The 21,273-nt window shown below is 62.7% G+C and carries 17 protein-coding genes and 1 other RNA gene; 11 read left to right on the top strand and 7 right to left on the bottom strand.

What is annotated here, in order from left to right; translation table 11 throughout:
- Positions 1-141 precede the first annotated feature (141 nt).
- From AMK00_RS14440 to AMK00_RS14420, 5 genes are all read left to right on the top strand, one after another.
- The gene (locus AMK00_RS14440) at positions 142-1,056 is read left to right on the top strand and encodes an adenylate/guanylate cyclase domain-containing protein (protein ID WP_064810802.1); all 915 of its coding nucleotides are present in this window, start codon (positions 142-144) and stop codon (positions 1,054-1,056) included.
- A gap of 266 nt (positions 1,057-1,322) precedes the next feature.
- Entirely contained in the window at positions 1,323-2,531 is a 1,209-nt protein-coding gene (locus AMK00_RS14435) for an efflux RND transporter periplasmic adaptor subunit (protein ID WP_064810801.1), read from the top strand.
- Positions 2,528-5,683: an efflux RND transporter permease subunit gene (locus AMK00_RS14430; protein WP_064810800.1), complete on the top strand. Its 3,156-nt coding sequence runs from the start codon at positions 2,528-2,530 to the stop codon at positions 5,681-5,683. The genes AMK00_RS14435 and AMK00_RS14430 overlap by 4 nt, the downstream gene beginning before the upstream one ends.
- 273 nt (positions 5,684-5,956) lie before the next feature.
- The gene (locus AMK00_RS14425; RefSeq protein WP_064810799.1) at positions 5,957-6,955 is read left to right on the top strand and encodes a flagellin N-terminal helical domain-containing protein; all 999 of its coding nucleotides are present in this window, start codon (positions 5,957-5,959) and stop codon (positions 6,953-6,955) included.
- 235 nt (positions 6,956-7,190) lie between these two features.
- Positions 7,191-7,856 carry an OmpA family protein gene (locus AMK00_RS14420; protein ID WP_011426055.1) on the top strand — a complete coding sequence of 222 codons (666 nt, stop codon included), beginning with the start codon at positions 7,191-7,193 and terminating at the stop codon, positions 7,854-7,856.
- A gap of 68 nt (positions 7,857-7,924) precedes the next feature.
- Here AMK00_RS14420 and AMK00_RS14415 read toward each other — a convergent pair whose 3' ends face one another.
- Positions 7,925-8,332 carry a DUF2000 family protein gene (locus AMK00_RS14415; RefSeq protein WP_064810798.1) on the bottom strand — a complete coding sequence of 136 codons (408 nt, stop codon included), beginning with the start codon at positions 8,330-8,332 and terminating at the stop codon, positions 7,925-7,927.
- A gap of 32 nt (positions 8,333-8,364) precedes the next feature.
- Between AMK00_RS14415 and AMK00_RS14410 the strand changes: the two genes are divergently transcribed.
- Positions 8,365-9,279 carry an AraC family transcriptional regulator gene (locus tag AMK00_RS14410; protein WP_064810797.1) on the top strand — a complete coding sequence of 305 codons (915 nt, stop codon included), beginning with the start codon at positions 8,365-8,367 and terminating at the stop codon, positions 9,277-9,279.
- Here the strand turns inward: AMK00_RS14410 and AMK00_RS14405 are convergent.
- Positions 9,239-10,333: an AbrB family transcriptional regulator gene (locus AMK00_RS14405; RefSeq protein ID WP_064810796.1), complete on the bottom strand. Its 1,095-nt coding sequence runs from the start codon at positions 10,331-10,333 to the stop codon at positions 9,239-9,241. The genes AMK00_RS14410 and AMK00_RS14405 overlap by 41 nt on opposite strands.
- Before the next feature lie 205 nt (positions 10,334-10,538).
- Complete coding sequence (locus tag AMK00_RS14400) at positions 10,539-11,441, bottom strand: LysR family transcriptional regulator (RefSeq protein ID WP_064810795.1); 903 nt, start codon at positions 11,439-11,441, stop codon at positions 10,539-10,541.
- A 91-nt stretch (positions 11,442-11,532) separates the two neighbouring features.
- Here AMK00_RS14400 and AMK00_RS14395 point away from each other — a divergent pair, with 91 nt between their 5' ends.
- The 3 genes from AMK00_RS14395 (at position 11,533) to AMK00_RS14385 (ending at position 18,067) form a co-directional block, all read left to right on the top strand.
- Complete coding sequence (locus AMK00_RS14395; protein ID WP_064810794.1) at positions 11,533-12,567, top strand: aldo/keto reductase; 1,035 nt, start codon at positions 11,533-11,535, stop codon at positions 12,565-12,567.
- Positions 12,568-12,830: 263 nt separating this feature from the next.
- Positions 12,831-14,243 (top strand): FAD-binding oxidoreductase, encoded by a 1,413-nt coding sequence (locus AMK00_RS14390; RefSeq protein WP_064810793.1) that lies wholly within the window; start codon positions 12,831-12,833, stop codon positions 14,241-14,243.
- A 113-nt stretch (positions 14,244-14,356) separates the two neighbouring features.
- On the top strand, positions 14,357-18,067 hold the full coding sequence (locus AMK00_RS14385; protein ID WP_064803735.1) for an AsmA family protein: 3,711 nt from the start codon (positions 14,357-14,359) through the stop codon (positions 18,065-18,067).
- A 58-nt stretch (positions 18,068-18,125) separates the two neighbouring features.
- Here the strand turns inward: AMK00_RS14385 and AMK00_RS14380 are convergent, their stop codons facing one another.
- From AMK00_RS14380 to ssrA, 4 genes are all read right to left on the bottom strand, one after another.
- Positions 18,126-18,350 (bottom strand): ribbon-helix-helix domain-containing protein, encoded by a 225-nt coding sequence (locus AMK00_RS14380; RefSeq protein ID WP_064811730.1) that lies wholly within the window; start codon positions 18,348-18,350, stop codon positions 18,126-18,128.
- 103 nt (positions 18,351-18,453) lie between these two features.
- Positions 18,454-18,648 (bottom strand): DUF4169 family protein, encoded by a 195-nt coding sequence (locus AMK00_RS14375; protein ID WP_011426047.1) that lies wholly within the window; start codon positions 18,646-18,648, stop codon positions 18,454-18,456.
- Between the two features lie 50 nt (positions 18,649-18,698).
- Positions 18,699-19,214 carry an SspB family protein gene (locus tag AMK00_RS14370; protein WP_064803733.1) on the bottom strand — a complete coding sequence of 172 codons (516 nt, stop codon included), beginning with the start codon at positions 19,212-19,214 and terminating at the stop codon, positions 18,699-18,701.
- A 126-nt stretch (positions 19,215-19,340) separates the two neighbouring features.
- Positions 19,341-19,703, bottom strand: a transfer-messenger RNA (tmRNA) gene (gene ssrA, locus AMK00_RS14365).
- 111 nt (positions 19,704-19,814) lie between these two features.
- On the opposite strand from ssrA, the gene AMK00_RS14360 reads away from it, so the two are divergent.
- Both AMK00_RS14360 and AMK00_RS14355 read left to right on the top strand, forming a co-directional pair.
- A complete protein-coding gene (locus tag AMK00_RS14360; RefSeq protein ID WP_064810792.1) occupies positions 19,815-20,609 on the top strand; it encodes a thymidylate synthase in 795 nt (264 codons plus the stop codon).
- Between the two features lie 12 nt (positions 20,610-20,621).
- Positions 20,622-21,140, top strand: a complete 519-nt coding sequence (locus AMK00_RS14355) for a dihydrofolate reductase (protein WP_064810791.1) — start codon at positions 20,622-20,624, stop codon at positions 21,138-21,140.
- The last annotated feature ends 133 nt before the right edge of the window (positions 21,141-21,273 follow it).

The raw sequence follows: 21,273 nt of genomic DNA, 5'->3' as shown, positions 1-21,273 counted from the left end.
GTGGCGATCGACAATTATTGATGGCAACAAATACAAAGGCTGCGTAATTTACCGCCGCTGCAATCGTTCATATTGGTCCCCATTCAACCCAATTCCGGCTTTGCAGCGACCTTTCGGGGCCGATAGCAAAGGCGAGTGACCATGAGTGAAACGCGGCGGAAGCTGACGACGATCTTCTGTGCTGACGTGCAGGACTATACGCGGCTGATGGGGGCCGACGAGGAGGGGACGCTTGCGACGCTGAAGCGCTGCCGCGAGGCGATGGGACACCTGATCGAAAGCCATGGCGGACGTGTCGTCAACACTTGGGGCGACGGGTTGATCGCCGAGTTCCCGAGTGTGGTCGAAGCCGTGCGCGCCGCTGTCGATACTCAGAACGAACTCGCCGGCTTCAATGCCCGCCGTCCAAGCGACGGGCGCATGCTTTTCCGCATTGGCATCAATCTCGGCGACGTCATTGTCGACGGCGGTGACATCTATGGCGACGGTGTCAATATCGCCGCGCGGCTGCAGGCCTCGGCCGCCCCCGGCGGCATCGTGATATCGAGCACCGTTTACGATCAGGTGCGCAACAAGGTAGCTGTTGGTTTCGAGTTTCTCGGGCCGCTGACGGTGAAGAATGTCGACGAGGGCGTGCCGAGCTATGCGGTCAAGATCGGCGACGGAGGCGAGGAGGCGCAGCCTGCGGAACGACCCACCACCGTTCGGCCCCAGCCGGCGGCTCCGGTTACCGCCGAGGCAAGACCGGCTGCCGGCTACGGCCGAAGGCTGTTCAGTGTGCTCGGCGTCATCGCCGCCGTACTCGTCGGCATCAATCTCCTCACATGGAACGGAGTTTTCTGGGCCCGCTTTCCGCTGCTTGCGCTCATCGTCATTGCAGCGCTTGCCTGGAATCGTGACCAGGCGCGTTTCGACCGTAGGATGGTGACACTCGCGATCACGGCGCTCGGTATTATCGGCATCAACGTCCTCACCTGGAGTGGAACCTTCTGGGCGGTTTGGCCAATACTGGGAATCGCCGCGATGATCGGCCTGCGATGGGCGATGCGCCGATAGATTTCCGCCCCTCATTTTTCATGGGTTTTGGTGATCTTCGTCCATAGACCGGCAGCATCGAAGACCTTTGCGAGCTCCATTCAAGCAAAAGTGAGCGGCCGGATTATTCCCATTCTTCGCTGATATTACAAATCGGTAATGCCGGGTGCTTATGCTTGTCGGTAAGCTGTAAAAGCGCGATATTGTCGCATCAGATGGGAAGCTTGATCCCGCAGCGCCTCTTTCGACCGACCCTGGTCCAACCTCGAGTCCCTCCGGAGACGTGAATGGCCTTTTGGAAGCAGTTTATACTTTCGCTCATCGTCATCATTGCCGGTTTTGCCGCGTGGGTTTTCTTTGCGCCCGGCGCCGGCGATAAGATGCGCGATGCAGGCATTCCGGATAGCCTCGTTTCGATGATCGTGCCTAAAGCTCCTGAAACCGCCGATGCCGGTGCTTCCGCCGGGGCGCAGGGGCAACGGGGCCAAGGGCAGGGACAGGGACAGAACCGCCGCAGCGGCGGCGGGCGCAACAGTGCCATTCTCGTCGCGACGCAGGCCGTCGTTCAAGGCGTCGTCAACGACCGGCTGAATGCCATCGGTACAGGCGATGCGATCCGTTCCGTCGCGGTGACGCCGCAGGCCACGGGAACGATCCGCGAAATCCTCATCAAGTCGGGCGACAGGGTGAAGGCCGGGCAAGTGCTCGCCAAGCTCGATAGCGAAGAGCAGGTGATCGCCCGCGGCCAGGCGGATGTGGCGGTGAAAGCTGCGGTCGAGAAGTCCAATCTCTATCACAACATCAAGTCCAGCGTGTCGCGCATGGACGTTTTCGATTCCGAGATCGCCGAGCAGGGCGCGCGGCTGCAGCTGCAGGCCGCCGAGCTCAATCTCGCACGGCGCAACATCACGGCCCCGATCGACGGCATCGTCGGCATCGTGCCGGTCAATATCGGCGACAATGTCACGACGACCACGCCGATCGTCACGCTGGACGACCGTTCGGAAATCCTTGTCGATTTCTGGGTGCCGGAGCGTTTTTCCAATACGGTCGAGGTCGGCCAGCCGGTGGAAGCGATGTCGGTGGCCAAGCCGGGGCAGGTGTTTTCCGGCGTGATCGAGGCGGTCGACAACCGCATCGATGCGGCAAGCCGCACGTTGCGCTTGCGCGCCCGCATCGACAACTCTTCCGACGAGCTGCGCGCCGGCATGTCCTTCAGCGTCAGCATGAAATTCCCCGGCGACAAATATCCGGCTGTCGATCCGCAGTCCGTGCAGTGGGATTCGCAAGGGTCCTTCGTGTGGCAGGTGACGGACGACAAGTCGCACAAGGTGCGGGTGAGCATCGTGCAGCGCAATCCCGACTTCATTCTCGTCAAGGCCGATCTGAAAGACGGCGACAAGATCGTGACACAGGGCCTGCAGCGCGTGCGTGAGGGCGGGGCAGTGCGTGTTTCCGCCGATGTCGCTGCGAACGGGGAGGTCGCGACCCAATGAGCGTGACCGAACTGCCTCAGGACCGAGCGTCGGGCAAGCAGAGCTTCACCGCGCTTTTCGTCCGCCGGCCGATTCTGGCGCTTGTGTTCAACACGCTGATGGTCGTCGCCGGCCTAGCAGCCTATGTCGGCGTCGAAGTGCGGGAGCTGCCTGATGTCGACCGTCCCGTCGTCACCGTGCGCACCACTTTCGACGGAGCTTCACCGCAGACGATCGACCAGGAACTGACCAAGGTGATCGAAGGCGCGGTCGCCCGCGTCAGCGGCCTGAAGTCGATCTCCTCGGCCTCTTCCTTCGGCCAGAGCCGGGTGACGCTCGAATTCTCCGATGCGATCGATCTCGCGGTCGCCGCCAATGACGTGCGCGATGCGATCGGCCGCATCACCCAGAACCTGCCCGACGAGGCGGATGCGCCGCAGATCGTCAAGGCGGATTCGGATTCCTCGGCGATCATGCGCCTCGCCGTCACCTCCACCAACCTCAACATGGACGACCTGACGCAGCTCGTCGAAAACGAGGTGATCGATCGTCTCGCCTCCGTCGATGGCGTGGCCGACGTCGAGGAATATGGCGACCAGGAAAAGGTCTTCCGCGTCGATGTCGATCAGGGGGCGCTCGCCAGCCGCGGGCTCACGATCGGCGACTTGACCAAGGCGCTCGACAATGCCGCGCTCGACGTTCCGGCCGGTTCGCTGAAGAGCACGACGCAGGATATCGTCGTGCGCGCCACCGCCAACCTGCAGACGCCAGCGGATTTCTCCAATGTGATGTTGCAGGACCGCGTCCGGTTGGGCGACGTCGCGACCGTGACGCTCGGACCCCGCGACGGCGATACGGCGCTGCGCTCGAACGGCAAGCCCGGCATCGGCCTCGGCATCATCCGCCAGGCGCAGTCGAACACGCTCAACATCTCGACCGGCATCAAGGCCGCCGTCGAGCAGCTGTCGAAGACGCTGCCCGAGGGAACGACGATCGCCATCACCAGCGACGACGCCGTCTTCATTCAGGGCGCGATCCATGAGGTGGTGCTGGCGCTGGTGCTTGCGGCCGTCATCGTCACCGCCGTCATCTATCTCTTCCTGCGCGACTGGCGGGCGACACTGATTCCGGCGGTCAGCATGCCGGTGGCGCTGATCGGGACATTGGCTGCGATCTATATGGTCGGCTTCTCGATCAACATTCTGACGCTGCTCGCCATCGTGCTCGCCACCGGCCTCGTCGTCGACGACGCGATCGTGGTGCTCGAAAACATCGTGCGCCGGCGCGCCGAGGGCATGGGGCCGCGCGCGGCCGCCGTGCTCGGCACACGCGAGGTGTTCTTCGCCGTCATCGCCACGACGGCGACGCTGGCGGCCGTCTTCATCCCACTTTCCTTCCTCCCGGGTCAGGTCGGCGGCCTCTTCCGCGAGTTCGGCTTCGTGCTCGCCTTCTCGGTCGGGCTGTCGTCGATCGTGGCGCTGACATTGTGCCCGATGCTCGCCTCGCGCATGCTGACGAAGCCGATGATCGAGGATCACGGCGCGCTCGGCCGCGTCGGCGGGGCTTTTGCCAACCTCTACAAATGGGCGCTGCACGGCTGCCTCAACGCACCTTTCGTCATCATCCTTTTCTCGGTGATGTTTGCCGGTGCGGCATTGATCGCCTTCTCGACGGTCAAGAGCGAGCTGACGCCGGAGGAGGACCGGTCGCTGGTGATGATGCGGCTGACGACGCCGCAGGGATCGAGCCTCGAATATACCCGCGACAAGATGCAGCTCGTCGAGGAATATCTGCAGCCGCTGGTCGACAGCGGCGACATCCGCAATGTCTTTTCGATCTCCGGGCAGGGTGGTTCTTTGAACAGCGGCTTCATGGTGCTGACGCTCGCCCCCTGGGGAGAGCGGCATCGGACGCAGGCGGAGATCGTCGGCGACATCAACCAGGCGGCGGCGAAGGTGCCGGCGCTGCGTGGCAACGCCATCTCGTCCAACAGCCTGCGCATCCGCGGCGCCGGCAGCGGCGTGCAGATGGCGCTTGTTGGTAACGATCACCAGGCGCTGACGGCAGCGGCCGCCAAGCTGGTGCAGGCGCTCGACGCCACCGGCCAATATGATACGCCGCGCCTGACCAATGAGCCCAGCCAGGCGCAGGTATCGGTGGCGATCGACCGCGAGCGCGCCTCGGATCTCGGCATCGACATCACCGGGCTTTCGACGGCGATCCAGTCGCTGCTCGAAGGGCGTTCGGTGGTCGACGTCTTTGTCGACGGCGAATCCTATCCCGTGCTTTTGACCTCGACGACACGGCCGATCGACGATCCCACGGATCTCGAAAACGTCTTCCTGAAGACCGGCGACGGCAAGATCGTGCCGATGTCGGTCATCGCGTCGATGAAGGAAGGTTCGGTCGCCCCGCAGCTCAATCGCGAACAGCAGCTCGCTTCCGTCGCGATCACCGCCGGCCTCAGGAACGGCATGTCGCTCGGCGATGCGGTCAAGCAGGTCACGGCGCTTGCCGAGCCGCTGCTGCCGCCAGGCTCCCGTCTGCTGCCGCTCGCGGAAGCGGCGACGCTGGAGGAGAATTCAAACGGCATGGCGCTGACTTTCGGCTTCGCCATCGTCATCATATTTCTGGTGCTGGCCGCACAGTTCGAAAGCGTGCTGTCCTCGCTGATCATCATGTCGACGGTGCCGCTCGGCCTTGCCTGCGCCGTCTTCGCGCTCATCATCACGGGCTCCAGTCTCAATATCTACAGCCAGATCGGCCTAGTGCTGCTCGTCGGCGTCATGGCCAAAAACGGTATCCTGATCGTCGAATTCGCCAATCAGCTGCGCGATCGCGGTGAGGACGTGCGGTCCTCGATCGAGAAGGCCTGCGCGCTGCGCCTTCGCCCCGTCATGATGACGATGATCGCCACCATCCTCGGTGGCGTGCCGCTTGTCTTTGCCCATGGCGCAGGTGCGGAAGCGCGCGTGGCACTCGGCTGGGTAATCGTCGGCGGTCTCGGTTTCGCGACGCTGGTGACGTTGTTCATCACGCCGGTCGCCTATCTGCTGCTTGCCCGCTTCGCCAAGCCGCACGCCCATGAGGAAGCACGCCTTCACGAGGAGATGGCGGTCGCCACCCGTAGGCGCGCAGCACCCGACGAGGAACAGCTGCAAGCTGCCGAATGAGCTTAGATCCCGACTGAAACACCCCGCAAAATTCCCATTTGGCGGGGTTTTTTATGGTATATCAAGTCTTGCGGAACAAGATAAATTTCGTCTGAAGTTTAGCCGTTTATTAAGCATAAGCGGCAATGATCGTGATCAGGAACCGACTGGTCTTCTCTGTTTCTCGAAGGCCGCAATGCGCTGGATCCAGCGCCCCCGGACATGAGTGTCTGCGTGGATGGTTCATTCGTAGTCCAGTTGCGTTCTGTTGCATTTTTTTGGAGTTTAGTTCCCGTGAGTATTTATCAGCGCGTCTCCGTTGATGCGGCGCTCCATGTGCTGCGCGATATCAATCGCAATATGACGGTCACGCAAAACCACATCACGACGGGCATGCGTGTCGGCAAAGCGGCCGACAACGCCGTCTATTGGTCGATCGCCACTACCGCACGCACCGACAACAAGGCCGTTTCGGCGATCCAGGATGCGCTCGGCATGGCGGCTGCGACGATGGGCACGGCCTATACCGGTGTGCAGAACGTCATCGACGTCGTCTCCGAGATCAAGGCCAAGCTTGTCGCCGCCACCGAGAACGGGGTCGACAAGAACAAGATCAACGAAGAACTCAAGCAGCTGCAGGAGCAGCTGCGCAGCGTTTCGGAATCGGCGACCTTCAACAGCGACAACTGGGTGATCCTCAACAATGATGCGACGCCGACGCAGCCGCGCCAGATCCCGGCGTCCTTCATCCGCAATGCCGACGGCACGGTCTCCATCGGCATGCTGAGCTACCATATCGACAATACGCCTGTCGGGGCCACGAGCTCCAAGGATGCGCGCTATCTGATCGACGACCGCGCCACCGGCTCGGGCGAATACGGCGTGCTGACCTCGGCCTATTTCGCCACCGAGCTTGGGACTGCGCAGAACTACGTGCTGATGACCAGCAAAAATGGCACCACCGCCGGCCAGGTCGTCATTTCGCTGTCGGCCGCGACGACGCAAGGGCAGATCGGTGAGATGATCAGTGTCGTCGATGCCGCGCTGACGCAGTTGACGACGGTCGGTTCGGCCTTCGGCGCGCTGGAAAAACGCATCGAGCTGCAGAACGACTTCGCCACCCAGCTGCACGACAACATCACCGCCGGCATCGGCCGACTCGTCGATGCCGATATGGAGGAGGAGTCGAGCAGGCTCAGGGCGCTGCAGACGCAGCAGCAGCTCGGCCTGCAATCGCTGAACATCGCCAACGCAACTTACGATACGGTCAGACAGTTGTTCCAGAATTTCTAAGGGGGCGACCACCCAGCCATCCGCCCCGACCTTCGAGGCTCCGCCCTGCGGCTGCGCGCCTCGGCCACTGTCAACGTGGTCGAGCCTGCCCTTAAAACTGGTGATATCAGCGCATTGCTGCAACATGGCTGCTGTTTCGGCGCCTGAAATTCGCCTATCAAGAGAACATCTTCATTTTCTTGCCGTAATCCTTGCCATTTGCTCGCATCAGTTTTGAACGGAGACCGTCCTGTCCATGATCAAGAAATTCGTACTTCTGGCTGTCGCAGCAAGCTATCTCAGCGCCTGCACGACGACCGATCCTTATACGGGTGAGCAGAAGGTTTCCAATACGGCGGGCGGTGCTGCGCTCGGTGCGCTCGGCGGCGCCCTCGTCGGCGTGGCCGTCGGCGGCGGCGGGCATGGCAAGCGCAACGCAGCGCTGATCGGCGCCGGTATCGGCGCGCTGGCCGGCGGCGCGATCGGCAACTACATGGACCAGCAGGAAGCCGAGCTTCGCGCTCAGCTCGAAGGCACCGGTATTTCGGTGACCCGCAATGGCGACAACATCATCCTCAACATGCCCTCGAACATCACCTTCGATGTCGACCAGGATGCCGTGAAGCCGGGCTTCTATCCGACGCTGAATTCGGTGGCGATCGTGCTGCGCAAGTTCAACCGCACGCTGATCGACGTCAACGGCCATACGGATTCGACAGGCAGCCTGCAGCATAACCAGGACCTGTCGCAGCGCCGCGCGCTGTCGGTTGCCGACTATCTCGGCGGCCAGGGCATCGACCAGCGCCGCGTCTCCGCCGTCGGCTTCGGCCCGTCCCAGCCCGTCGCCTCCAACGCCTCCGAGGCCGGCCGCGCGCAGAACCGCCGCGTCGAGATCCAGATCGCGCCGATCACGCAGGGCTGAGTCAGGCGCTCTTTCAGACAACAGAAGGCCGGGCCATCGCCCGGCCTTCTTCGTTTCTGCGGATTGCATCAATGCTGCATCGTCGCGCCCTTGGTGATCTTGTCGACGATCTTCTTGTCGGCGCGCAATGCGATGCCGACGACCTTGGCGTCGTCGGGGGCATATTCGGCGAAGACGGCGCGGTTGGCGGCATCATGGCCGGTGGCAAACATCTCCTCGATGAAGATGGAGGAGGTTACCTCGCGCTCCAGCGCGCGGCGATGGATGGTCGAGATTGTCGCTTCGTCGGCGGACAGCACGATAATTGGCTGGATCGACAGCGGGTTGTAGAGATTGCCGGTCCGGTCCTTGTAGGGCTCGCCGATGATTTCGGGATACTGCCCGGCGATGCCTGTCGACAGGAAGGCTGTGACGTTCAGCTTCTGCCAGCCGGCAAGATTGTTTCGCAGGACGATCGCAATTTTGGTATCAAACATTCCAGTCTCTCTCATCAGGGTATCGAAACGCGTTGAGCCAGGATTTAACGCCGCAGGTCTTCGAAGGTCTTGAACGTTTGTGCGAGCCGCAGGGGGGCAGCGGCACGCTGGCCGCGCCCGCCGGTAGCGGCATCCTGACTGCGCCCGCCTTTCCCGGCATCGAGCGTATCGAGGCGCAATTTTCCGGTAATGTCTTCGAACCGCACCGGCACGATACCTATGCGCTCGGCGTGACACTGCACGGCGTCCAGACCTTCACCTATCGCGGCGAGCGGCGCTTCAGCCTGCCGGGGCAGGTGATCGTTTTGCATCCGGACGAGGAGCATGACGGCGGGGCGGCGACGGAGGCCGGGCTGCACTACCGCATGCTCTACCTGGAGCCTTCGCTGCTGATGGAATGCCTGGAGGCGGAGAAGATCGGACTTCCCTTCGTCGAGCAGCCCGTGATTGCCGATAGTGCGCTGGCGAAGGTGCTTCTGGGAGCGCTCGGCGAACTCGATCGGGAGCTGGACGAGCTTTTCGTCGACGATTTCGTCAGCCGCGTTGCCGGCGGCCTGTCGCGGCATTCGCAGGTGCGCCGCCGGCCACTGGGCACGGTCGCCTGGCAGCAGGTGCGGGCAGCGCGCGACTACCTGGAGGCGCATGCGCTGCGGCCTGTGCGCTCGGGCGAACTGGAGAAAATCACCGGCCTCGACCGCTTCACGTTGTCACGACATTTCCGCGCGGCCCTTGCCACCAGCCCGCACCGGTACATGCTGATGCGGCGCCTGCAGCAGGCGAAGGCGCTGATGGACGAAGGCGAAAATTTCGCCGATGTGGCGGCTGAGACGGGCTTTGCCGACCAGGCGCATTTCAACCGTCATTTCAAGAGAGCCTATGGCGTTACACCCGGGCAGTGGACAATGCTTAGGCGGGGTTTTCCGCAAGGCCGGAACGGCGCGCGATAAAGCGGGCAAGCGCCGGCCCGATCAGCAGAATGACCAGGAAACGGCCGGTCTGCATCGCCATCACGAACGGCACGTCGACATCGCTCGAGGCGGCGATGATGGCGACGGAATCGGCGCCGCCGGGGCTGGTGGCGAGATAGGCCGTCAGCGGATCGATGCCGGCGAAGACGTGCAGTGCCGCTGCCATGCAGCCGCAGAGCGCCATCAGCAGCACGATGCAGGCGGCGACCCGCGGCAGAGCGCGCGCCACATGGCTGATGATCGAGCGGGTGAAACGCAGGCCGATGCTCCAGCCGACGAGCGCATAGGCGGTGGCGAGCAGCCACATCGGCAGCTCGATCTTCAGCAGGCCCACGCCCTGCAGGAAGGCGCCGAGAAAGAGCGGAACGATGATCATGCCGCCCTGGATGCGCAGGCGGCGTACGCCATAGGCGCAAAAGCCGGCAAAGGCGAGCGTCGCCGCAAGGGCCGGCCAGTCGACTGCGGGGAAGAGGACGAGCGGCGGCGGCTCGCCGCCGTCGGCCGCCACCCAGAGGCGCGAAATCACCGAAGCGCCGACGGCGACGAAGACGACGCGCAGATATTGCATAAAGGCGACGAGGCGGGCATCGGCGCCATAGGCTTCCGACATGATGACCATGGCGGAGGCCGCACCCGGCGACGAGCCCCAGACGGCGGTCGTTCCCGGCAGCACCTGCCAGCGCGTCAGGAGCCAGCCGAGGCCGGTGGCGATGGCGATGACCGAGAAGACGAACAGCAGGAAGAGCGGCGCGTCCTTCGCCATCGCGCCGAGAATATCAGGGGTGATGGTGCGCGCCATCATCAGACCGACGAGGACCTGACCGAACTGCAGCGGCAGAAGCGGCACGCGAAGCTTTCCCGTGCCGACAGTCAGCGCCAGCGCGATGGCGGCAACCATCGGTCCGATCAGCAGCGAGGCGGGCAGGGCGAAGAGTTCGAGAAAGACGGTGAAGGCCGTGGAAAGCGTGAGCAGCAGCGCCCATTTCGGCAGGCCGGCATCCCGCAGCAGGCGGCGTGCGTGGTTGAGTGGCATGAATCCGTTTCCCGGCCGGTGCCAAGTCCTGAGGGTGAGGGTGGGAGGAAGCTCCGGCATGACGAAGAGAGGCCGGCTCAAGGACCGGTCGGCGCGGCCTCGGTATAGGCGGGGGCTGCGAGGGCGGTCAATTGCGAAATCTGGCTTCCGGTGACGCAGTATGCGAATTTGATTCAAGCCGCCGCCTCAAGTCCTTGTTATCTCATCAGAGTCGAACATACCCGACGAGGAAATCGAGCAGGGCGCGCACGCGCGCCGGCAGCGGTCCGCCCTGGCCCATGTAGACGGCATAGAATTGCTCGATATCGCCGGGATTGGCCGCTTCCAGCACCGGCACCAGCCGGCCGGCTTCGATATCGGCGCCGACGGTGAAGGCGGCCAGGCGCGCAAGACCGGCGCCGGAGAGCGCGAGATGGCGCATGGCTTCGCCGTCTCCAACCTGCAAGCCTGGCGTGATCGGCACCGACACGGTCTCGCCGTTCTCGCTGAGTGGCCAGCCCTCCACGGCGCGGGCGTAGGAAAAGCCGATGCGGCAATGGCGGCTGAGGTCGGCGACGCTGCGCGGTTCGCCATGATGCCTGAGATAATCGGGCGAGGCGACGATGAGCTTGCCGGTGGCGCCGAGCTTGCGGGCGATCAGGCTGGAGTTCTTCAGGGGGCCGGTGCGGATCGCAACGTCGGCGCGCTCTTCCATCAGGTCGACAATCCTGTCGGTGTGGGTGATATCAAGCGTCACGCCGGGATGAAGCGCCATGAAGGCGGGCACGAGCGGCGCCAGCACATGATTGCCGAAGGAGGCGCTGGTGTTGATGCGGATGCGGCCCGAGGCCTGTTCGCCCGAGGAAGCCTGGCGTTCGGCCTCGGCAATATCGGCAAGGATGGCGATGCTGCGCTCATAGAATGCGCAGCCCTCCGGCGTCAGCTGCAGCTTACGGGTCGAGCGGTTGACGAGGCGGGCGCCGAGGCGCGCCTCCAGCCGGGCGACGAGCTTGCTGACGGCCGACGGCGTCATGCGTCGCGCCGTGGCGGCTGCGGAAAAACCGCCGCGCTCGATGACGCTGACGAAGACTTCCATTTCGCCCGAGCGGTTGATGTCCTTACGGCTCATGATGAATTCAAGTCACAGATGCTATTCTGTCAGGCAATCTATATCAACGGAGAGACCGGGTCTATCTCAGAGGAAAACCAGGAGACAGATCATGGAATATCGAAATCTCGGCGCATCCGGCCTCAGGGTGCCGGTTTTGAGCTTCGGCGCGGGCACGTTCGGCGGCAGCGGCCCGCTTTTCGGCGCCTGGGGCAATACCGATGCCGAAGAGGCGCGGCGGCTCGTCGACATCTGCCTCGAAGCCGGCGTCAATCTCTTCGATACGGCCGATGTTTATTCGGCCGGCGCTTCCGAGGAGGTGCTCGGCCAGGCGATCCGCGGCCGGCGGGATGCCGTGCTGATTTCGACCAAGACCGCGCTGCCGATGGGCGAGGGGCCGCAGGACTGGGGCACCTCGCGGGTGCGGCTGATCCGCGCGACCGAGGATGCGCTGCGCCGGCTCGGCACCGATTATCTCGACCTCTTGCAGCTTCACGCCTTCGATGCCTCGACGCCGGTCGAGGAGGTGCTGTCGACCCTCGACGGCCTCGTCGCCGCAGGCAAGATCCGTTATGTCGGCGTCTCGAATTTTTCCGGCTGGGAGTTGATGAAGTCGCTCGCCGCGGCCGAGCGCTGGGGTTATCCGCGTTATGTCGCCCATCAGGTCTATTATTCGCTGGCGGGTCGCGACTACGAATGGGAGCTGATGCCGCTCGGCGCCGACCAGGGCGTCGGCGCTCTCGTCTGGAGCCCGCTCGCCTGGGGGCGGCTCACCGGCAAGATCCGCCGCGGTGAGCCGCTGCCGGCCGCAAGCCGCCTGCACGAGACAGCCCAGTACGGCCCACCTGTCGACGATGAGAGGCTGTTCGACGTCATCGAGGTGCTGAATTCGATCGCAGCGGAGACCGGCAAGACTGTGGCGCAGATCGCGATAAACTGGCTGCTCGGCCGGCCGACGGTATCGAGCGTCATCATTGGCGCCCGCAACGAGGATCAGCTCAGGCAGAACCTTGCCGCGGCCGACTGGAGCCTGTCGAAGGATCAGATCGAAAGGCTCGACGCGCTCAGCGCGGTGACGGCGCCTTATCCTTATTTCCCTTATCGACGGCAGCAGGGTTTTGCGCTCCTCAATCCCCCGATCGTATGAGGCGGCCGCGGGCCGGCCTGTCCATGGCCCCTGGTCTACAACAAAAGGGGAGTGAAATCTTTTCCCAATCTTAACTGGACAGCCGCTTTGACTTGCCCCATACCCAGCCTGCTGCATATCTCCTTAAATCGGAATCGATATAAGACGAAATTATGCAGCAATTTTAAAGTTCTACAGCGTCCATGTACGTCTGAACGGACGTGCGGCGCAGTGGTCTGCGGGACGCGGTCTCGTCTACGCGGAATGGCAGGGAGATCAAAGGGATGGCGCTGAAGGACGCAAAGGCTGGAACACGCAACGAGGCGGGGATATCCGCCGTGCTCGGTATTCTCAAACAGAGCTTCGGCGAGCGTTTCCAGACCGGCCAGTCCTTCCGTGAACAGCATGCCCATACGACCACCTATATTCCGTCGCAACTGCCCGACGGCGTTCTCTTTGCCGAAAACGCCGATGATGTGAAGATGGCGGTCAGGGCCTGTGCAGCGCACAGGGTGCCGGTGATCGGTTTCGGCACCGGCTCCTCGCTGGAAGGTCAGGTCAATGCCGTCAATGGCGGTATTTCGATCGATTTCAGCCGCATGGACCGGATGCTTGAGGTCAATCCGGAGGATCTCGACTGCACGGTCGAACCCGGGATCACCCGCGAGGCGCTGAACATCCATCTGCGCGATACCGGCCTGTTCTTTCCGATCGATCCCGGCGCGAATGCCTCGATCGGCGGCATGGCGTCGACGCGGGCCTCCGGCACCAATGCGGTGCGCTACGGCACGATGAAGGACAATGTGCTTGCCGTCACGGCAGTCACCGCCAACGGTGAGGAGATCCGCACGGCCCGGCGCGCCCGCAAGTCTTCGGCCGGCTATGACCTGACGCGGCTCTTTGTCGGCGCCGAGGGCACGCTCGGCATATTGACCTCGGTGACGCTGCGCCTGCAGGCGATCCCGCAGAAGATAGCCGGCGGCGTCTGCGCCTTTCCGAGCATCAAGGCGGCCTGCGATGCCGTTATCATGACGATCCAGATGGGCATTCCGGTGGCGCGTATCGAGCTGCTCGATGCTGTGCAGATGCGGGCGTGCAACGCCTATTCCGGGTTGTCTTATGCCGAAAGCCCGACGCTTTTCCTCGAATTCCACGGCACAGACGAGACCGTGCCGCTGCAATCGGCCGCCTTCGCCGAGATCGCGGCTGAATGCGGCGGGGGCGAGTTTCTTTGGACCGCCAATGCCGAGGAGCGGACGAAGCTCTGGAAGGCGCGTCATGACGCCTACTGGTCCGCGAGGGCGCTGGCGCCGGGGCTTGCCGCACTTTCGACTGATGTTTGTGTTCCGATATCGAGGCTTGCCGATTGCGTTTCCGAAACGCAGGCGGATATCGAGGAACATGGGCTGCTCGGCCCTATCGTCGGCCATGCCGGCGACGGGAACTTCCATGTGCTGCTGCTGTTCGACGATAAAAGCGCCGGAGACATCGCCAGGGCCGAGGGCTTCGTTGAACGGCTCAACCGCCGGGCACTCGATATGGACGGAACATGCACCGGCGAGCACGGGATCGGGCAAGGCAAGATGGCCTTTCTGGAGCAGGAGCTCGGAGGCTCGGTGGATCTGATGCGACAGGTGAAGCAGGCGCTCGATCCGGACGGTATCTTCAATCCCGGCAAGATTTTCCATCAAGGCTGAAAACGGAATATTCTCATGAACTTGGGCCTTGCCCATCGCATGAATAGCGCTAGTGTCGACAATAGAACCCTGAACAGTGTCGGCAACACAATCCCGAATGGAGAATCCTTGCATTGGTAGGCCGGTTCCTCGTCTTTCTGGGGGGAGTGATCGTCGTAGTGCTGTTTGTGGCGCTGCTTGCGCCGCTGTTCATCGACTGGACGGATTTCCGCAAGAACTTCGAGGATCAGGCAAGCCGCATCATCGGCAAGAAAGTCACCGTCCACGGCACGGTGGATGCCCGTCTGCTGCCGTTTCCGTCGGTCACGCTGCATGACGTGCGTGTCGGTCAAGAGGCCGACGGCACGCCGATCGTCAAGGTCGAACAATTTTCGATGGATGCCGAGCTTGCGCCTTTCCTTTCCGGCGAGGCGCTGATCTTCGATATGCGCGTCGTCAATCCGAAGGTGCGCCTCAGATTGCTCAAGGACGGCACACTCGACTGGATGCGCGGCAGCCGCGCCGAAATACCGGCCAAAACAGTCGTTCTCGAAAATGTGCATGTCAGCGGTGGCGAAGTCGACTTCCTCGATGACCAGTCGGGCCGGGCGCGTCGCATCACTGGCCTGAATGCGGAGATGTCGGCCAAATCGCTCGCCGGCCCCTGGCGTGTCGAAGGCGATGCGGCGCTCGACGGTGAGCACGGCAATTTCTCGATTTCGAGCAGCCAGCCGGACGAGAAGGGTGTGCTGCGCATGCGCACGAAGCTGTCGCCGGACAAACATCCGGTCAGTATCGATCTCGACGGCGAACTGAAGCTGGTCGACCGCAAGCCGAACTATCAGGGCCAGCTTTCGGCGGCGATCGAAAACCGCAACAGTGCCAGGTCGGCCAACAAGAACGAGCAGCCGCCGCGGCTCAAGGGCCGCTTCGAGCTTACCAATGAACGTATCCGCATTCCCGAATACCGGATGGAGATCGGCCCGACGGACGATCCCTATGTGATAACCGGGGAGGCGACGCTCGATACCGGCAACGCGCCGGAATTCCTGTTGACCGCCGACGGGCAGCAGATAGACGTGAACCGCATCGGCAATCAGGGCGCGGCCGGCAAGACGACACGGGATGCCGCGGTTTCGGCGCGCCAGCGGTTGAATTCTCTGATCGATATCGTCGCGCAGGTGCCGATTCCGCAGGTGCCGGGCAAGGCAAGCGTCAAGCTGCCGGCCATCGTCGCCGGCGACACGACGCTACGCGACGTGCAACTGGAGCTGGAGCCGGCCGGCACCGGCTGGATGATCGACAGCGCCGTCGGCACGCTGCCGGGGCGCACGCAAGTGGAAGGCAAGGGCAAGCTCCTGCTTCAGGGAGAACCCTCGTTCAACGGCCAGATCGTGATGGCCTCGAACCAGCCAACGGGGCTAGCCTCCTGGCTGGCCGGCTCGGTCGACCCGGCCATCCGCCAATTGCGGCAGGCGGGTTTTTCCGCCAATGTAAGCCTGACTCATGAATTGCAGCGTTTCGAAAATCTCGAAATCGCCGTCGGATCGGCGACGCTGAAGGGCCGGCTGGAGCGGCAGGCGATCTCCGGCCAGACGCCGACCCTGTCGGTGGCGCTGAATGGCGACACGCTCGATCTTGACGCGCTGCAGGCACTGGCCGGGCTCGCGACCGGGCAGGAGAGCGGCGACAATGTTCTCGACCATAAGATCGCCGCACAGCTCAAGGCCGACAGGTTCACTGCCTTCGGGGTCGACGCCGAGAATGTCGAGACCACCTTCACGATCGCCGACGGGGCGCTTGCCGTCGACCGGCTGTCAGTCAAGAATGTCGCGGGCGCCGAGCTGACGGCGACCGGCCGGGCCGAAGGCTCGCTGCTCGACTATAAGGGTGCGGGCGAGATCACCTTCAAATCGGCCGATCCCGGCGGCTTCTTCACCATGCTGCGCGAGCATCTTCCACACCACCCTGTGCTCGACCGGCTGGTGCGCAACGCCGGCTGGTACGGCAATACGGCGTTGCGCGGCGCGCTGACGCTCGGTGGCGACGAGGGCGATGCGCTGACGGTGACGCTGGCTGGCGTCTCGAACGGCAGCCGGGTCAACCTCGATTACCGCATGTCCGATCTCCTGGCGCTGACCGGCAACGGTACGACGAGCCTCGAGGCGACGCTCGAAAACGCCGTGCCGTCGATCTTGTTCGGTCAGGCCGGGCTCGACCCGCTGCCGGTCGATGTCGGCGCGAACGGCCGCCTGACGCTCAAGGTGAAGGCGTCGGGCAACGATCCTGCCGATGCGGCGTTGACCTTTGCGACCGATCGGACCTCGTTTACCGCGAAGGGCAAGGTTGACGTGCGGCCGGAGAGTTTCATGAACGGTCAGATCGCGCTTTCGCTCGACAGCGCCGATATCGACCCCTATCTCATCATGAACGGCATCGCCCTGCCGCAGACCGGAACGGGGTTGCCGTTCGGCCTGCAGGTCAACGCCGCCGTCGATAGCGACAAGATCGTCCTGTCCGATCTCAAGGGACATGCGGCCGACAACGCGTTTTCCGGTGCGCTGACCTTCGACCGCAAGGCTGCGAAGACGACGGCGAGCGGCGAGCTGACGCTTGCCAAGGCAGATGCCGGCTGGCTCGGCGAGGCGGTGTTCGGCCAGATCGTCGATCCGGCCAGCGGCACGCTGTCGAAGGCGCCGCTGGGCCTGCCCACCTTCAAGGATCTCGACGTCAAGGTGAAGCTGTCGGCCAAGGAATTCTGGCCTGGTCTGCCGGAAACGGCAGTATCCGATTTCACCAGCAACGTCGCCTATAAGGGCGACGAGTTGCAGCTCAACGACATGGCCGGCAACTGGGATGGCGGCAAGCTCTCCGGCAACCTGCTCTTCACCAATGCCGACGGCACCGGATTCCTGCAGACGAAGCTGACGCTCGCCGATTCCGATCTTGCCGGGGTCATCTGGCTGCGTGACGGCGCGCCGATTGCCAACGGCAAGTTCGGATTGTCGCTGTCGATGGAGGCCTCGGGCAAGACGGTTGGCGAGATCGCCAGCTCGCTCAATGGATCGGGGGAGCTGAGACTCGGCGATACGAGCATACGCGGACTGAACCTTGCCATCCTTCCGCCGCTGCTTGCCGCCACCGACCCGATGCAGGAACAGATCAATGCCGGCAAGGTGCATCCGATCGTCGAGACGTTGCTCAACAACGGCGAAGCAAAGCTGCCGCCGCTCGGAATTCCCTTCAACGTCACCGACGGAACGCTCAGGGTGCAGAATGTGACCGTGGCCAACGATCTGGCCCGGGTAACCGCCGACGCACAGATCGCCTTGCCGGAGGAGCGGATCAGCGCGACGGTCGGCATCGGCCTCAATCCAGGCGCGGAGGCGCTTCCGGGTGTCGAGCCGGCGCTGAGGCTGAACTTTTCCGGCATGCTGCCGTCACCCGGCAAGACGATGGACGTGACCGATATCACCAGCTACTTGTCGCTGCGTGCTTTTGAGCGCGAGCGGCGGCGCGTCGAGCGGCTGCAGGCGATCGTGCTCGAAAAGCAGCGGCTGCGCCGCGAGGTGGCGCTCTATCGTTTCAATGACGCCGAGCGCGTCAGAGCGGCCGAAATCGAACGGCAACGGCAGGCGGAGGAAGAGCGGCTGCGCGCACTGGCGAAGGAGGCGGCTGCGCAGAAGGCCGCTGCCGAGGCGGAGGCCGCACGTGCAGCGGAGGCAAAAGCCAAGGCCGATGCGCAGGCGAGGGCGGCCGCCGAGGCGGAGGCGGCCCGGCGCTCCGGGCAGATGCAGCCCGGTCAGCTCGATTTCGACCATCTGCCGGGCATTCAGGCGCAATGAAGACGCGCGGGGTTTGCGTCGCCTGAGATGTTTCAGGTTTTTATTCGAATTCCCGGCGTCACGGGCGGCCGCCACAGCCGGCCTTCGCCCACGAAAGCACATGGAGTCGCAGCGCCGAGGACAGGTTGCTGTCACGCGAACGGTGGTCGTCGATCTCGGAAATCAGGGCGGCAAGCGACATCGAACGGCTTGCCGAAATCGTCTTCAGCTCGGCCCAGAATTCGTCTTCCAGCGAAAAGCTGGTGCGATGGCCATGCAGTGTTGCCGAGTGCTTGCGGATCATCAGCCGGTTCACATCGCAATCGACTTGGCGGATCGATTCAAGAAAATCGCGCAAGTGGCTGATCGCAGATTCGTTTCCGGCTCTTCAAGCTTTGCGTGAAGCTTCATGCGCCGTCGTCATCCGTCTCGATCCGGCCGTCGCGGTGAGCCTTGTCGGCCTTCTCGTTCAGGCTGCGGGTGAGCTGCTTTTCGGCCTTGGTGCGGCCGAAGGAAATGCGGTTCTGCTCGGCCTGCTTCTCCTTTTCGGAGCGGGCCTGCTTTTTGCGGAACTGACGCAGATTGATGATTTCGGCGCTCATGCGCGAGGCTTGATCCTTATGAAAAAGGAAGGCTGAGCCTCCCTTTGAACTCACTGCTTCTTGCGGAAGGAGTCGAGCGAGACGACGGAGCCCGGTTTCTTCTCTTCGCCGTCGGCCGGTTTTGCGCCGGCGGCTTCATCGGGCTTTCCTGCCGCGTCGACGGGATAGGCGGTGATCTCACCGGACGGCAGTTCCTCACCGTCGGCGAGCGGCACGTCGAATTCGAGCTCGAAATTGACGGAGGGATCATAGAAGCCGCGGATCGCATTGAAGGGTATGACCAGCTTCTCCGGAACGTCGGAGAAGGAAAGGCCGATTTCGAAATGCGTCTCGGTGATCTTGAGATCCCAGAACTGATGCTGGATGACGATTGTCATCTGCTCGGGATATTTGGACTTCAGGTGCTGGGAGATGCGCACGCCGGCAGCACCGGTCAGAAAGGTGATGAAGAAGTGGTGGTCGCCGGGCAGACGGCCCGTCGTTGCTACCTCCGCCAAAACCTTGCGGATGACGCCGCGAAGTGCATCCTGCGCCAGAATGTCGTAGCGGATATGATCCTGCCCCATGCTTTTCCTGTCTTTCGTCGGTTCTGAAGTCTTTTCACAAGGTATATGGCACGTTCAGGCGCCTTGGGAAAGTCCGGAGCCGAGTCACGCATAGATCAGCATACATGATTTCAGTCTGAGGGAGAAGGTGAAGGCTTCTGTTGCCAGGTGCCTTCGGACCCCGCCTAGAGGTGCGAACCACTAGGACTTTGATTGAAGTGTCACACCGCGATTAAGCAGCGAGACGAGCTTCCGCATAGTTGTCGTTTGCAACTACAATTTTAGCCCGATAACGGCGGTACAATGCCGAGCAAAAAGTCGATCTTTACACCCTTGTCGATCCTGTTTCGCCCCCATCAAAAGCCGGCCTTCGATACCGCCGGTTTTTGGTGGAGGCGCCGGGTACCGCCCCCGGGTCCAATAGGTTTATTACACCGCTCATTTATTGCCATAGCCGGCCCGAAAGCCGGCAGGGCTGATATAGTGATTTCTTCCGTCCAAGGAAAGGGCAAACGTCATAAAAGCTTTATGTCGGCCTATAGAAAGAACGGGAAAATATCCGCCTGCGATTGGTTTCCTCGAGGCGAAGGCTTAAATTGGAGAAAACGGAATCAGCGCGACATGCAGCAATATCTCGATCTCCTCGCCCATGTGATGGAAAAGGGCTCCGACCGGGGCGACCGTACCGGCACCGGCACGCGCTCGGTCTTCGGCTACCAGATGCGCTTCGATCTCGAGGAGGGCTTTCCCGTCCTGACGACGAAGAGGCTGCATCTGCGCTCGATCATCCATGAACTGCTCTGGTTCCTAAAGGGCGAGACGAACATTGGCTACCTCAAGGAGAACGGCGTTTCCATCTGGGACGAATGGGCCGATGAAAACGGCGATCTCGGCCCCGTCTACGGCGCTCAGTGGCGCTCCTGGCCGGCGCCTGACGGCGGCCATATCGACCAGATCGCCAATCTCGTCAAAGGCATCGTCAACAATCCGAACTCACGCCGCCATATCGTCTCGGCCTGGAACCCGGCCGAGGTGGACCAGATGGCGCTGCCGCCCTGCCATTGCCTGTTCCAATTCTACGTGGCCGACGGCAAGCTCTCCTGCCAGCTCTACCAGCGCTCCGCCGATATTTTCCTGGGCGTCCCATTCAATATCGCTTCCTATGCGCTTTTGACGATGATGGTGGCTCAGGTGACGGGGCTCAAAGGGGGCGATTTCGTCCACACGCTCGGCGACGCCCACCTCTACCACAACCATTTCGACCAAGCGAAGCAGCAACTGACGCGCCAGCCGAAGCCGCTGCCTTTCTTGCGCATCAACCCCGATGTGAAGGATATCTTCGGGTTCAAGTTCGAGGATTTCGAGCTGATCGGCTATGAGGCGGATGCCAATATCAAGGCGCCGATCGCTGTCTGATCCGGGGGAATCATGGCCGACATCCTGAAGACCATCATCGTCGCCGTTTCCCGCAACGGCATCATCGGCCGCGATGGCGATATGCCTTGGCTGCTTTCGAGCGATCTCAAGCGTTTCAAGGCGCTGACGCTGGGCAAGCCTGTGGTGATGGGCCGCAAGACCTATGAGTCGATCGGCAAGCCGCTGCCGGGGCGGCCGAACGTCGTCATCTCGAGGCAGACGACGATCGATCATGCCGATGTCGACATGGCCCATTCGCTCCCCGAGGCCTTGACGCTCGCCGAAAGGCTGGCACACGAAACCGGCGCCGGCGAGATCTGCATTATCGGCGGCGGACAAGTCTATGCCCAGGCGATCGGCCTTGCCGACCGGATGTGCATCACGCATGTCGAAGCCGACCTCGAAGGGGATGCGGCGTTTCCGGCGATCGATCCCGCCATCTGGCAGGCGGGAGAGACGCTCGCCGTGCCGGCCGGCGAGAAGGACAGCTATGCCACGCGCTACGTCGTCTACGAACGCCGGCGCGCCTGAAAATGAACTATTTTCCAATTAAATTGACCAAGTTTCTCACGCTGCGTTGAAAGCGGGTGCGGTGATACCTATAACGGTCACCAACGCATCCACCGGTCAGCCCCCACGGTCCCGGATGCGGGGAAGACTTAAC

This window comes from Rhizobium sp. N621 (genome assembly GCF_001664325.1).
GTDB classification, from domain to species: domain Bacteria; phylum Pseudomonadota; class Alphaproteobacteria; order Rhizobiales; family Rhizobiaceae; genus Rhizobium; species Rhizobium esperanzae.
This window is presented reverse-complemented; position numbering and strand designations above follow the sequence as displayed.

Bases quoted from the DNA above. Each gene is read 5' to 3' on its own strand.
- AMK00_RS14405 (WP_064810796.1), bottom strand. From the start codon at position 10,333: ATGCCACTCAACCACGCACGCCGCCTGCTGCGGGATGCCGGCCTGCCG.
- AMK00_RS14375 (WP_011426047.1), bottom strand. From the start codon at position 18,648: ATGAGCGCCGAAATCATCAATCTGCGTCAGTTCCGCAAAAAGCAGGCC.
- AMK00_RS14355 (WP_064810791.1), top strand. From the start codon at position 20,622: ATGGCCGACATCCTGAAGACCATCATCGTCGCCGTTTCCCGCAACGGC.
- AMK00_RS14415 (WP_064810798.1), bottom strand. From the start codon at position 8,332: ATGTTTGATACCAAAATTGCGATCGTCCTGCGAAACAATCTTGCCGGC.
- AMK00_RS14390 (WP_064810793.1), top strand. From the start codon at position 12,831: ATGGCGCTGAAGGACGCAAAGGCTGGAACACGCAACGAGGCGGGGATA.
- AMK00_RS14380 (WP_064811730.1), bottom strand. From the start codon at position 18,350: ATGATCCGCAAGCACTCGGCAACACTGCATGGCCATCGCACCAGCTTT.
- AMK00_RS14420 (WP_011426055.1), top strand. From the start codon at position 7,191: ATGATCAAGAAATTCGTACTTCTGGCTGTCGCAGCAAGCTATCTCAGC.
- AMK00_RS14370 (WP_064803733.1), bottom strand. From the start codon at position 19,214: ATGGGGCAGGATCATATCCGCTACGACATTCTGGCGCAGGATGCACTT.
- AMK00_RS14430 (WP_064810800.1), top strand. From the start codon at position 2,528: ATGAGCGTGACCGAACTGCCTCAGGACCGAGCGTCGGGCAAGCAGAGC.
- AMK00_RS14360 (WP_064810792.1), top strand. From the start codon at position 19,815: ATGCAGCAATATCTCGATCTCCTCGCCCATGTGATGGAAAAGGGCTCC.
- AMK00_RS14395 (WP_064810794.1), top strand. From the start codon at position 11,533: ATGGAATATCGAAATCTCGGCGCATCCGGCCTCAGGGTGCCGGTTTTG.
- AMK00_RS14400 (WP_064810795.1), bottom strand. From the start codon at position 11,441: ATGAGCCGTAAGGACATCAACCGCTCGGGCGAAATGGAAGTCTTCGTC.
- AMK00_RS14435 (WP_064810801.1), top strand. From the start codon at position 1,323: ATGGCCTTTTGGAAGCAGTTTATACTTTCGCTCATCGTCATCATTGCC.
- AMK00_RS14440 (WP_064810802.1), top strand. From the start codon at position 142: ATGAGTGAAACGCGGCGGAAGCTGACGACGATCTTCTGTGCTGACGTG.